The 12,863-nt window shown below is 71.9% G+C and carries 7 protein-coding genes and 1 pseudogene; 7 read left to right on the top strand and 1 reads right to left on the bottom strand.

What is annotated here, in order from left to right; all coding sequences use genetic code 11:
- The first annotated feature begins 94 nt into the window (after positions 1 to 94).
- From CRP56_RS18875 to CRP56_RS18860, 4 genes and pseudogenes are all read left to right on the top strand, one after another.
- Positions 95 to 2,934: pseudogene (locus tag CRP56_RS18875) on the top strand (FAD-binding and (Fe-S)-binding domain-containing protein).
- A 154-nt stretch (positions 2,935 to 3,088) separates the two neighbouring features.
- Positions 3,089 to 4,213, top strand: a complete 1,125-nt coding sequence (locus tag CRP56_RS18870) for a lipid II:glycine glycyltransferase FemX (protein ID WP_097265574.1) — start codon at positions 3,089 to 3,091, stop codon at positions 4,211 to 4,213.
- 118 nt (positions 4,214 to 4,331) lie between these two features.
- A complete protein-coding gene (locus tag CRP56_RS18865; protein WP_179851057.1) occupies positions 4,332 to 5,273 on the top strand; it encodes an EamA family transporter in 942 nt (313 codons plus the stop codon).
- A gap of 95 nt (positions 5,274 to 5,368) precedes the next feature.
- Positions 5,369 to 7,807, top strand: a complete 2,439-nt coding sequence (locus tag CRP56_RS18860) for a hypothetical protein (RefSeq protein WP_097265572.1) — start codon at positions 5,369 to 5,371, stop codon at positions 7,805 to 7,807.
- Between the two features lie 73 nt (positions 7,808 to 7,880).
- Here the strand turns inward: CRP56_RS18860 and CRP56_RS18855 are convergent, their stop codons facing one another.
- Positions 7,881 to 8,648 carry a hypothetical protein gene (locus CRP56_RS18855; RefSeq protein WP_097265570.1) on the bottom strand — a complete coding sequence of 256 codons (768 nt, stop codon included), beginning with the start codon at positions 8,646 to 8,648 and terminating at the stop codon, positions 7,881 to 7,883.
- Positions 8,649 to 8,796: 148 nt separating this feature from the next.
- Between CRP56_RS18855 and CRP56_RS18850 the strand changes: the two genes are divergently transcribed.
- From CRP56_RS18850 to CRP56_RS18840, 3 genes are read left to right on the top strand one after another with little or no spacing between them, the layout of a single operon-like run.
- Positions 8,797 to 9,591, top strand: a complete 795-nt coding sequence (locus CRP56_RS18850; protein ID WP_097265568.1) for a TIGR03084 family metal-binding protein — start codon at positions 8,797 to 8,799, stop codon at positions 9,589 to 9,591.
- On the top strand, positions 9,588 to 11,261 hold the full coding sequence (locus CRP56_RS18845; RefSeq protein ID WP_306459445.1) for an acyclic terpene utilization AtuA family protein: 1,674 nt from the start codon (positions 9,588 to 9,590) through the stop codon (positions 11,259 to 11,261). The genes CRP56_RS18850 and CRP56_RS18845 overlap by 4 nt, the downstream gene beginning before the upstream one ends.
- Positions 11,216 to 12,856 carry an acyl-CoA carboxylase subunit beta gene (locus CRP56_RS18840; protein ID WP_373559652.1) on the top strand — a complete coding sequence of 547 codons (1,641 nt, stop codon included), beginning with the start codon at positions 11,216 to 11,218 and terminating at the stop codon, positions 12,854 to 12,856. Before CRP56_RS18845 ends, CRP56_RS18840 begins: the two co-directional genes overlap by 46 nt.
- The last annotated feature ends 7 nt before the right edge of the window (positions 12,857 to 12,863 follow it).

Genomic DNA, 12,863 nt, shown 5'->3' with positions numbered 1-12,863 from the left:
GGTTCTGGAGGCGTTCACAGATTCCGGCGGCGCGCGGCGGGTTCATCGCCGGTGGTGCTTCGTCACTGTCAGTGGTCGGATGCATGCTGGAGTCATGACGGATCTCGAGTCGGCGTTGCGGGCGGCCGTCCGGGGTGAGGTCGGGTTCGACGTCACGTCCCGGGCGCTGATGACCATGGACGCGTCCAACTACCGGCGGGTCCCGCTGGGGGTGGTGGCGCCGAGGGACGCCGACGACGTGGCGGCGGTCCTCGCGGTGTGCCGGGAACGGGGCGTGCCGGTGGTGCCGCGCGGTGGCGGGACGTCGATCGCCGGTCAGGCCACCGGCACCGGCGTGGTCCTGGACTTCACCCGCCACATGAACCGCCTGGTCTCCCTCGACCCGGAGTCCCGTACGGCCGTCGTCCAGCCCGGCCTGGTCCTGGACCGCCTCCAGGACGCCGCCGCCCCGCACGGCCTGCGTTTCGGCCCGGACCCCTCCACCCACAGCCGCTGCACGCTCGGCGGGATGATCGGCAACAACTCCTGCGGCTCGCACTCGGTGGCCTGGGGTACGACCGCCGACAGCGTCCGGGAACTCGACGTGGTCACCGCGCGTGGTCGGCGGCTGCGGCTCGGGCAGGACTGGGCCGGCGCCCCGGACGGCCTGCGCGACCTGGTGGCGGGCGACCTCGCCCGGCTGCGCACCGGCTTCCCACAGCTGCCCCGCCGCATCTCCGGGTACGCGCTGGACGCGCTGCTGCCGGAGAACGGCGCCGACGTCGCCCGCGCCTTCTGCGGCAGCGAGGGCACCCTCGGTGTGCTGACCGAGGCGGTCGTACGGCTGGTGGCGGCACCCCGCGCGCGTGCGCTGGCCGTGCTGGGGTATGCGGACGAGGGCGCGGCCGCCGAGGCCGCCGCAGGCCTGCTGTCCCACCATCCCCTGACCGTGGAGGGCATGGCGGCCGACCTGGTGCCCTCGGCGGCCGCCCTCCCGCGCGGCGGGGCGTGGCTGTTCGTGGAGACGGGCGGCGACACCGACGCCGAGGCACGCGCGCGTGCGGAGACGGTCGTGCGGGCGGCGGACGTCGTGGACGCGCTGGTGGTGACCGACCCGGCCGGGCAGCGGGCGCTGTGGCGCATCAGGGAGGACGCGTCCGGCACGGCGACCCGGATGCCGGACGGCTCCGAGGCCTGGCCCGGCTGGGAGGACTGCGCGGTGCCGCCGCCCCGACTGGGTGCGTACCTACGGGACTTCAGGCGCCTGCTCGACGACCACGGGCTGCGCGGGACGCCGTACGGCCATTTCGGCGACGGCTGCATCCACGTCCGCATCGACTTCGACCTGCTCACGGACAAGGGCGTAGCCCGCTTCCGCCGGTTCTCGGAGGACCTCGCCGACCTGGTCGTGGCACACGGCGGCTCGCTGTCCGGGGAGCACGGCGACGGGCAGGCGCGGGCCGAGCTGCTGCCGCGGATGTACGGCGCCGAGCTGGTGTCCCTCTTCGAGCGCGCCAAGGCCGTCTGGGACCCGGACGACCTCCTCAACCCCGGCATGCTGGTCCGCCCGGCCCCGCTGGACACCAACCTCCGCTTCGCGGCCCTCCCCCGCGAACCGGTCGACGTGGCCTTCGGCTACCCCGGCGACGGCGGTGACTTCTCGGCGGCGGTCCGCAGGTGTGTGGGGGTAGCGAAGTGCCGTACGACGTCAGTGGCGGGCGCGGGGGTCATGTGCCCGTCGTTCCGGGCGACCGGCGAGGAGGCGCACTCCACGCGCGGGCGCGCCCGGCTGCTGCACGAGATGCTGGCGGGCGAGGTGGTGACCGACGGCTGGCGCTCGGAGGAGGTGCGGGAGGCGCTGGACCTGTGCCTGTCCTGCAAGGGCTGCCGCTCGGACTGCCCGGTCGAGGTGGACATGGCCACGTACAAGGCGGAGTTCCTGCACCACCACTACGCCGGCCGCCGCAGGCCCGCCGCCCACTACGCGATGGGCCGGCTGCCGGTGTGGCTGCGGGCGGTGGCACGTACGCGCACGGCGGCGGTGGTCAACGCGCTGGCCGCGGTGGGGCCGTTGGCGTGGGCGGCGAAACGGCTGGGCGGGATCGCACCCGAGCGGCGGCTTCCGCGGGTGGCGGGGGAGACGTTCACGCGGTGGTGGCGGAAGCGGCCGGCTCCGGCAGCGGGCGGCCCGAGGGCGGTGCTGTGGCCGGACACCTTCACCGAGCACCTGTCACCGCAGGTGGGGCAGGCGGCGGTGCGAGTCCTGGAGGCGGCGGGCGTCTCCCTGATCCTCCCGCCCACCCTGCGCACCCCCTCACCCACCTTCGCCCCGCTCACGGCCCGCCGCGGCCGGGTCTGCTGCGGGCTGACGTACGTCTCGACGGGCCAACTCGACCGCGCCCGTACCGTCATGCGTCGCACCCTCGACCTGATGGCACCGGTGCTGGAGACGGACCTCCCGGTCGTCGTCCTGGAACCGAGCTGCGCGGCGGCGCTGCGCACGGACCTGCCGGAACTCCTCCACGACGACCCGCGCGCGCCCCTCCTCGCCGCCCGCGTCCTCACCTTCGCGGAGGCGCTGCAACGCCTGGCCCCCGACTGGACGCCCCCGAGCGTGAACCGCCCGGCGGTCGGCCAGACCCACTGCCATCAGCACGCGGTCCTGGGCGACGCCGCCGACCGCCGCCTGCGCGAAGCGGCGGGCTGGGCGGCGAGTTGAGCGGCGGCTGCTGCGGCCTCGCGGGCAACTTCGGCTTCGAGGCGGGGCACTTCGAGGTGTCACAGGCCTGCGCGGAGGAACAGCTGCTCCCGGCTGTCCGGGCCGCGACCGACGAAACGGTGGTCCTGGCGGACGGCTACTCCTGCCGGACACAGCTGGAACAGCTGGCGGGGGTGCGGGGGAGGCATCTGGCGGAGGTGCTGGCGGAGGGGCTGGGGGAGGACTTGAAGGAGTAGGAGCCGGGGGTTGCGTGGCACCCCCTGGACGACCGGCTCCGCCTCCCACTCCGCCCGCAAGGCGCGCAGCCTCACCAGCCTGCCCTCGATCATGCTGGAACCCTAGATCGCCGGCGTTTACGCCAGGTGCCCACCTCTGTGAAGGAGCCCGCGCATGCCCCTCCGCGTCCGTCCGATCCCCCGCCCCGACCACCTCGCCTTCATCGCCGCCCGCCCCTCGGCCAGCCACACCCAGATCCCCGCCTGGGGCGAGGTGAAGCCGGACTGGCGGGCGGAGAGTCTGGGGTGGTTCGACGAAGGGGAGCGGCTGGTGGGGGTGGGGCTGGTGCTGTACCGGCCGGTGCCGAAGCTGAAGAAGTACCTCGCGTATCTGCCCGAGGGGCCGGTCATCGACTGGTACGACGCCGAGCTCGCCGGGCGCTGGCTGGAACCGATGCTCGCCCATCTCAAGCAACAGGGCGCGTTCTCCGTGAAGATGGGGCCGCCCGTCGTCGTGCGCCGCTGGAGCGCCGACGCCGTGAAGGCCGCGATCGCCGACCCGGCCGCCCGGCGGCTGCGGGACGCCGAGGCGACTTCGTACGAACCCCGTGCCTTCGAGGTCGCCGACCGGCTGCGGCGGGCGGGCTGGCAGCAGACGGAGCCGGGCGGCGAGGACGGCTTCGCCGCCGGACAGCCCCGGTACGTCTTCCAAGTGCCGTTCGCCGGGCGGTCGTTGGAGGAGATCCACAGCGGCCTCAACCAGCAATGGCGGCGCAACATCAAGAAGGCCGAGAAGGCGGGCGTCGAGGTCGTCCGCGGCGGCCCCGAGGATCTCCCGGCGTTCTACGCCCTCTACACCGAGACCGCCGAACGCGACCGCTTCATCCCACGCCCGCTCGCCTACTTCCAGCGCATGTGGACCGTACTCAACGCCGAACACCCCGACCGCATGCGCCTGTACCTCGCCCGCCACGAAGGCGACGTCCTCGCCGCGGCCACGATGCTCACGGTCGGCGAGCACGTCTGGTACTCGTACGGCGCCTCCACCGCCCACAAGCGCGAGGTCCAGCCCAACAACGCGATGCAGTGGCGGATGATGGCCGACGCCCACGCGCTCGGCGCCGCCGTCTACGACCTGCGTGGCATCACCGACACCCTGGAGGACGGAAACCACCTCCTCGGGCTCCTCCGCTTCAAGGTCGGCACGGGCGGTCAGGCCATCGAGTACCTGGGGGAGTGGGACTTCCCGATCAACCGGCTGCTGCACAAGGCGCTGGACCTGTACATGGCGCGGCGGTAGCGGGGCCGCCTACGGAACAGTGGCATAAAGGGTTTGCGCACCTGACTCGGTCCATTACTCTGGACTTGACAGTACATCGAGATGAACGTCCCGTGTGCCGAACCCCCTGGAAGGCCCCGTGAGCACCCCCAGCACCGCCGCCTCGCCCTCGGTAACCCCGGTTGCCCAGCTGCCCGCGGGCACCCCGCACCGCCGACGCTCCCTCGGCTCCATCGGCCTGGTGCTGTCCGCGGGCATCTCCGTGCAGTTCGGCGGGGCCCTCGCGGCGAGCCTGATGCCGCGCGCCGGGGCGCTCGGCGTGGTGACGCTGCGGCTGGTGGCGGCGGCGCTCGTGCTGCTGGTGGTGTGCCGGCCGCGGGTGCGCGGACACAGCCGCGCCGACTGGGCCACGGTGATCGTCTTCGGCCTCACGATGGCCGGGATGAACGGCCTCTTCTACCAGTCCATCGCCCGCATCCCGCTAGGTCCGGCGGTCGCCCTGGAAGTCCTGGGCCCCCTCACCCTCTCGGTCTTTGCCTCCCGCCGCGCGATCAACCTCGTGTGGGCCGGGCTGGCCCTCGCCGGTGTCGTGCTGCTCAGCGGCGGCGGCTTCGGCAGCCTCGACGTCGTGGGCGTCCTCTTCGCCCTGGGCGCGGGTGCCATGTGGGCGGCGTACATCGTCTTCAGCGCCCGCACCGGCCGCCGCTTCCCGCAGGCCGACGGGCTCGCCCTCGCCATGGCGGTAGCGGCGGTGGTGTTCCTGCCGCTCGGCATCGTCGAGTCCGGCACCAAGCTCCTCGACCCCACGACGATCGCCCTGGGCTCGGCGGTGGCCGTCCTCTCCTCGGTCCTGCCCTACACCCTGGAACTCATCGCCCTGCGCCGCCTGCCCGCCTCCACCTTCGCCATCCTCATGAGCCTGGAACCGGCCATCGCCGCGACGGCCGGCTTCCTGGTCCTGAGCCAGTCCCTGTCCGCGACGGAGGCCGTCGCCATCGCCCTGGTCATCGCGGCCAGCATGGGGGTGGTGCTGACGCAGGTGGGGCGGGGGAAAGCCAAGGTTCAGGAGGACGGTTCCTGAGGGGCGCGGGAAGCCCGGGCTGCCTCCCGGACAGTCGACTTCTCGTACATTCGACGCATTGTCAGCAGGCTTCGGCAGCCTCACCCTGATCTCTCATGGACAACGGAGCACCGGGCGCGCACGTGGGCGAACCACCCCCGCGGGGGCCGGTGGAACTGGTCGAACTGGTCATACCCGGCACCGGCGTTGTGGACCGCGAGGAGGTTCTTCGGCCACCCGGTGTACGCCAGGTGAGCGGGGACGACAGCGCGGGCTGGTACCGGCCCGCCGAGGAGAACACGGGCGAGCCGCGCACCCTGCGGGAGGTGTACGACTGGCCCCGGCTGCTGATCGGCGGGGCCGGCCGGGCCGCCTGGCTCTTCCTCCTGCCATTTCTCGTGATCAACCTGGTGACGTGGATGCAGCCACGCTTACCGGAGCGCTCATGGCAGGGCTCCCTGTACAGCTTCGGAGCGCGGCTGCTCGGACTCTCCCTGACGGTGATGCTGGTCGGTGTCTTCGGACAGGCGGCCATGGACCAGGTCGTCTGGCAGTGCGGAGCCGAAACCGCCGAGTGCGTCTCGGGCAACTTCGCGGTGACCGCGGCTCGTGAGCCGGACACCGGGACGGGCCTGGCCCTTGCGGCCCTCGCACCTCTGATCGTCGGCACCCTGATGGCGTTCAGCGCCCGGGACGCCAAACGCGAGTACCGCCCGGTGCTCAGGACCGCCTCGCGTGAGAACTACGAGCGGGCCGAGGAGGAGGACCGGCACCGGCGCAACGGACACCACACCCGGCGGCCCTTGGAGGTCCGCGGCTTCTGGGAGCACAACACGCGGGCGAAGGGCCTGACCACACGGCACCTGTGCGCGGGACTGCTCACGGTGGCCATGCTGCTCATCGTCCCGCCGCTCCAGTACGACCTCCGCGAGGGCGACGCCACCCTGGCCCTGACCCTGTTCGTGCTGACCCTGGTGATTGCCGTCCTCGTGGTGATCGACGGCCCTTACTTCCGCGCCAGCTACGTCCAGCGCGACGGAACCATGGGCGCACCACGGCGAAGGCTGCGATGGCCTCTGCGGTACGCGAAGGGCGCTGTCGGCGGGTGCTTGGCGGTGACGGTCGGCGCCATGGTGTGCTGCGCGGTGCCGGACCGGGACTGGGACGCCGCCCGCGAGCGCTCCACGATGCTGCCCGGCATGGGCGCGGAGGCGAACTACGTGGTGATCGCCCAGGGTGTCGGCCTCGTGCTCATGGTCATTGCCTGTCTCGCCATGGTCCGCGGGGAGACCGGTTCGGCGTCCAGGACGACCTTGTACGGGCTGCTGGGACCCGTGGTGGGCGTGCTGGCCTGCTTCGTGGGCTGGCTGTACACCGCCGCGTTCTCCCTGTGGCTCCAGGGCTGGCTCACCCCCGACGGTGACCCGTACGCGGCCCTCATCCCGCGGGCCGTCCAGGTGGTCGCGGCGGCCTTCCCGCTGGTCGTGCTGATCGGCGTGGCGGTGGGTGCGATCGCCGCCGCGTGCACGGCCCTGCGCCGCCCCTGGCTGCGGGACGTCTCGCCCCCCGCCCCCGACCCCGACGCGGACCCCGACGACATCCTCGACAACCAACGCCAGTGGAAAAGGCTCCGGTTCGCCGAGTACGCCGGAGTGCGCGCCCTGATCTGGTACGACCGCGGCCTGGCCACCCTCGCGGTCCTGGTCGTCCTTTTGACCTGCGCCATGTACGGGGCCTACTGGGTCGGCGACGGTTCCTGGCTGGCGGGCGTACGCGACGTCATGGTCAACGTGCTCCAGCAGTTGACGACGCTCGGAGCCGTCATCCTCGTAGGTCTCGTCGCAGTGGCCGTGTTCGCCGTACGAGCCATCGTGCTGCGCCCCGAGATGCGCCGGAACGCGGGGCTGGCCTGGGCCTTCGGCGCGTTCTGGCCGCGTGCGGCGCACCCGTTCACCCCGGCGGCCTGGGCGGTGCGCACCGTCCCCGAACTCGTGCACCGGATCGAGTACCTGCTGGACGAGGAGGGCCGCGACAGACGCCTGTTGATCCAGGCCCATTCCATGGGATCCGTGATCGCCGTGGCGGCCCTGTGGCAGGTGCGGCCCGACCTGCGCTGGCGCATCGCCCTGCTCACCACGGGCAGCCCGGTCGGTGTGGTGTTCCAGCGCCACTACCCCGGCTACGCGCCCGCCGACTCGGTCCATGCCCTGGAGGCCCTGCACGCATGGATCAACATCCACCGCACGACCGACGTGCTGGCGGGGCCCGTCGTCGGGAGCGCCGCGGAGAACGGCACGTTCGAGGACGTGGAGTGGAAGGACGGGGTGGACCCGGCAGCCGAACCCGCCATGACGGAACCAGGACGCACCACGGGCCAGCCTGTCTTCTGGCCCCTGGAACGCCACCTGGCCTATCGACGAGCGCCGAGGCTCCGCCCGATCCGCGGGCGTCTTCTCGACACCCTCGCCGAGGCGCAGCCACCACCGCCTCCGGCCGTCCCACCGTCACGCGTCAACGGAGGACACCGCCACCGGCTGCCGTCACAAAGCGAGTGAAGGCTTCCGGGGTGAGGGAGAGGACTCCAGCGTCGAAGGCGCTTGCTCATCGCCCGGGTCATCGCGTTCCCTGTCAGCCCGACGCCCCCGCGTCCCCCGGCAGCTCCGGCGAGCGCACCATCCGCAGGAACGCCTTCACCCCTGCGATGATCTCCTGGTTGTCGGTGAGGCGGTTCACCGTCGACTCGAACTCCCGGCCCAGTGCCGTGATCCTGCGATCGGCCTCCTCCGCCCGTTCGTACGCGCTCATCGCCAGCGCGTCCACGGTCCGGCGCAGCTCGGCGAGGGCCCGGTACTGTTCCTCCGCCTTCTCCTCCAGCACCCGCGTCCCGGTCTCGGCGCGGTCGAGGCGGGCGTTCAGCTCGACCACGTCGTCCCGGGGATACGTGACGTCCTTGAGCAGCGTCCCGAGCCGCCGACGAAGCTGGCCGAACCAGGCGCCGGCCGGGCGGAAGAACGTACTCAGCAGGAAGAACGCGGCGAACCAGAAGCCCGTGAACGCACCCGTCGCCCAGGTGACCGCGACGACGACCGCCGCCGTCACCACATGCCCCGCGACCGCCGTCCGCAGCATCGCGCGGGCGATCCGCCGGGCCTCGGCGTCCCGGGACGAGGAGATCTCGAGGCCCTTCTCCCGGCTCACCGCGATCTCCGCGAGCACGGCGTGCGCCCGGAAGTAGAGGTTCCACGGCACGGTCAGCAGAAGCAGCAGCCACAGCAGGCTCAGCACCCCCGCCCCGGCCCCGAACACCACATCCGCCGGTGCCCCCGCCAGATACGCCACGATCAGCGCCACCCCGGCCGCGACCACGGCTCCGACCCCCGCCAGAAACCTGCCCATGCCCCACCTTCCAGGTCGGATGCCCACCCTCGTCCATCGTTCCCGCGCGGCCCGGCGGCGGCATGAGTAGCCGTACTCACTCAGCGAGACCGAAGAAAGAATGCAAGCATGCTTGCTTGTTTATGGGCCGGCTGCCATCCTCACTGCCATGGCAGACCCCACGCCCGTCATCGACGACCTGTGCGCGGAGAGCGAGGAACTCGACCATCTCGTGGCCGAGTTGAGCCCAGAGCAGTGGGCGCTCGCGACCCCGGCGCCTGGCTGGACCGTCGCCCACCAGATCGCCCATCTCGCCTGGACGGACCACTCCTCCCTCCTCGCCGTCACCGATCAGGCGGCCTTCTCCCGCGAGGTCGAGAAGGCGTTGGCCGCGCCCGGGGACTTCGTGGACAACGGTGCCGAGGAAGGCGCGGCGAAGCCTCCCGCGAGGCTGCTCGCGTACTGGCGGGCGGGGCGCGAGGACCTGGCCGAAGCGCTGCGTGCCGCCCCCGACGGCGCCCGTTTCCCCTGGTACGGCCCTCCGATGTCCGTCGCCTCCATGGCCACCGCCCGCCTCATGGAGACCTGGGCGCACGCCGGCGACGTGGCGGACGCGCTGGGCGTCACCCGTACCCCCACCGACCGCCTGCGGCACATCGCCCGACTCGGCGTCCGCACCCGTGACTTCGCCTTCGGGGTGCATGGACTGACCCCGCCGTTCGAGGAGTTCCGCGTCGAACTCACCGCGCCCTCGGGTGAGTTGTGGACCTATGGACCCGAGAACGCCACCGACCGCGTCACCGGACCCGCCCTCGACTTCTGCCTCCTGGTCACCCAGCGTGCCCACCGCAGCGACCTCGCCCTGACCGTTGAGGGCGAGGACGCCGACCGCTGGCTGGACATCGCCCAGGCCTTCGCGGGCCCACCGGGAGACGGGCGCGCACCCAAAGGGGCCGAAAAGTGACCCTGCGCATCGGTAACGCCTCCGGCTTCTACGGCGACCGCTTCGACGCCATGCGCGAGATGCTCACCGGCGGTGAACTCGACATCCTCACCGGCGACTACCTCGCCGAGCTGACCATGCTCATCCTGAGCCGCGACCGGCTGAAGGATCCCGGCGCCGGGTACGCCCGCACGTTCCTGCGGCAGTTGGAGGAGTGCCTCGGCCTCGCCCGGGAGCGGGGCGTACGGATCGTCGCCAACGCCGGTGGCCTCAATCCGGCCGGACTCGCCACCCGGGTGAGGGAGTTGGCCGACCGGCTCGGCATCGCCGTCCGTGTCGCCCACGTCGAGGGCGACGACCTGACCACCGCCCACCCCGGCAGCCTCGCCGCCCACGCCTACCTCGGCGGCTTCGGCATCGCGCAGTGCCTACGCGCGGGCGCCGACGTGGTCGTCACCGGGCGGGTGACGGACGCGGCCCTGGTCACCGGGCCCGCCGCGGCCCACTTCGGCTGGGGGCCGGGGGACTTCGACCGGCTCGCGGGGGCCGTCGTCGTCGGGCATGTGCTGGAGTGCGGCACCCAGGCGACGGGCGGCAACTACGCCTTCTTCAACAACCGTTCCCACGACCTCCGCCGCCCCGGCTTCCCCCTCGCCGAACTCCACGAGGACGGCACCGCCGTCATCACCAAACACCCCGGCACCGGCGGCTTCGTCGACGTCGGCACGGTCACCGCGCAGCTGTTGTACGAGACCCAGGGCGCCCGGTACGCCGGCCCCGACGTCACCGCCCGCCTCGACACCGTCCGCCTCACCCAGGACGGCCCCGACCGCGTCCGCGTCTCCGGCGTCCGCGGTGAGGCCCCGCCGCCCACCCTCAAGGTCGGCCTGAACAAGCTCGGCGGCTTCCGCAACGAGGTCGTCTTCGTCCTCACAGGCCTCGACATCGAGGCGAAGGCGGCGTTGGTCAAGGCGCAGATGGAGCCTGTCCTCGGCAAAGTCGCCTCCACGCGCTGGGAGTTGGCCCGCACTGACCGCCCGGACGCCGACACCGAGGAGACCGCCAGCGCCCTGCTACGCCTCGTCGTACGCGACCCCGACCAGGACGCGGTCGGGCGCGCGCTGAGCGGTGCCGCCGTCGAACTCGCCCTCGCCAGCTACCCCGGGTTCCATGTGCTCGCGCCACCTGGAAGGGGCGCGCCTTATGGGGTCTTCGAGGATGTGTACGTCCCCCATGGCGCCGTCGACCATGTGGCCGTCCTCCACGACGGCCGCCGTATCCCCGTGGCGCCGGCCCACGACACCCTCGTACTCGAAGATCCCGCCGAACCCGAGCCGCCCGCCCCCCTTCCGCACGGACCCACTCGGCGCGCCCCGCTCGGCCTGGTCGCCGGCGCCCGTAGCGGTGACAAGGGCGGCGACGCCAACGTGGGAGTGTGGGCCCGGACCGACGAGGCCTGGCGGTGGCTCGCGCACACCCTCACCGTCGACCGCTTCCGTGAACTCCTGCCGGAGACAGCCGACTTGAAGGTCACCCGGCACCAACTCCCCAATCTCCGCGCCCTCAACTTCGTCGTCGAGGGCATCCTCGGTGCCGGTGTCGCCGCCCAGCACCGCTTCGACCCGCAGGCCAAGGCGCTCGGCGAATGGCTGCGCTCCCGCCACTTGGACATCCCGGAGGTCCTGCTGTGACGGTCATCAACTCCACCCTTGACACGTCGGGTTCCGACTACCGGGCGAACCGCGAGACCATGCTCACCAAGCTGGACGAGCTGACCGCCGAGCACGCCAAGGCGCTGGCCGGGGGCGGTCCCAAGTACGTGGAGCGGCACCGCACGCGCGGCAAGCTGCTCGCCCGCGAACGCATCGAACTGCTCCTCGACCCGGACACGCCCTTCCTGGAACTGTCCCCGCTGGCCGCGTGGGGCAGCGAGTACCCGGTCGGCGGCTCGCTCGTCACCGGTATCGGGGTGGTCGAGGGCGTGGAGTGCCTGATCACCGTCAATGACCCGACCGTGCGCGGCGGCGCGAGCAACCCGTGGAGCCTGAAGAAGGCACTCCGGGCCAACGACATCGCCCTCGCCAACCGGCTCCCCTGCATCAGCCTGGTCGAGTCCGGCGGTGCCGACCTGCCGTCCCAGAAGGAGATCTTCATCCCCGGTGGCGCCATCTTCCGGGATCTGACGCGGCTTTCCGCCGCCGGAATCCCGACCGTCGCCGTTGTCTTCGGCAACTCCACCGCCGGGGGCGCCTACATCCCCGGCATGTCCGACCACGTGATCATGGTCAAGGAGCGCGCCAAGGTGTTCCTCGGCGGTCCGCCGCTGGTGAAGATGGCCACCGGTGAGGAGAGCGACGACGAGTCGCTGGGCGGCGCGGAGATGCACGCTCGCGTGTCGGGTCTCGCTGACTATTTCGCGGTTGACGAGAGGGACGCGCTGCGGCAGGCGCGGAGAGTGGTGGCACGCCTGAACCACCGGAAGGCGTACGACGATCCAGGCTTCGCCGAGCCGCCCAAATACTCCAACGACGAACTCCTCGGCATCGTTCCCGGCGATCTGAAGACCCCCTTCGACCCACGCGAGGTCATCGCCCGGATCGTCGACGCCTCCGACTTCGACGAGTTCAAACCGCTGTACGGGAGCAGCCTGGTGACCGGGTGGGCGACCCTGCACGGCTATCCCGTGGGCGTGCTGGCCAACGCCCAGGGGGTGCTCTTCTCCGCCGAGTCCCAGAAGGCCGCCCAGTTCATCCAGCTCGCCAACCAGCGCGACATCCCCCTCCTCTTCCTCCACAACACCACCGGTTACATGGTCGGCAAGGAGTACGAGCAGGGCGGCATCATCAAGCACGGCGCGATGATGATCAACGCGGTGTCCAACTCGAAGGTCCCGCACCTCTCGGTGCTCATGGGGGCCTCCTACGGCGCCGGGCACTACGGCATGTGCGGCCGCGCCTACGACCCGCGCTTCCTCTTCGCCTGGCCCAGCGCCAAGTCCGCCGTGATGGGCCCGCAGCAGCTGGCGGGCGTCCTGTCCATCGTCGCCCGGCAGTCGGCGGCGGCGAAGGGGCAGCCGTACGACGACGAGGCCGACGCGGCCCTGCGGGCCATGGTGGAGCAGCAGATCGAGTCCGAGTCGCTGCCGATGTTCCTCTCCGGCCGGCTCTACGACGACGGCGTCATCGACCCGCGCGACACCCGCACGGTCCTCGGCCTGTGCCTGTCGGCCATCCACACGGCGCCGTACGAAGGTGCGCGCGGCGGCTTCGGCGTCTTCCGGATGTGAGGGATCA

The organism is Streptomyces sp. TLI_55 (genome assembly GCF_900206255.1).
Taxonomy (GTDB): domain Bacteria; phylum Actinomycetota; class Actinomycetes; order Streptomycetales; family Streptomycetaceae; genus Streptomyces; species Streptomyces aquilus.
This window is presented reverse-complemented; position numbering and strand designations above follow the sequence as displayed.

Coding starts and splice junctions, on each gene's coding strand:
- CRP56_RS18855 (WP_097265570.1), bottom strand. CDS start 8,648: ATGGGCAGGTTTCTGGCGGGGGTCGGAGCCGTGGTCGCGGCCGGGGTG.
- CRP56_RS18840 (WP_373559652.1), top strand. CDS start 11,216: ATGGCTGCGCTCCCGCCACTTGGACATCCCGGAGGTCCTGCTGTGACG.
- CRP56_RS18870 (WP_097265574.1), top strand. CDS start 3,089: ATGCCCCTCCGCGTCCGTCCGATCCCCCGCCCCGACCACCTCGCCTTC.
- CRP56_RS18850 (WP_097265568.1), top strand. CDS start 8,797: ATGGCAGACCCCACGCCCGTCATCGACGACCTGTGCGCGGAGAGCGAG.
- CRP56_RS18860 (WP_097265572.1), top strand. CDS start 5,369: ATGGACAACGGAGCACCGGGCGCGCACGTGGGCGAACCACCCCCGCGG.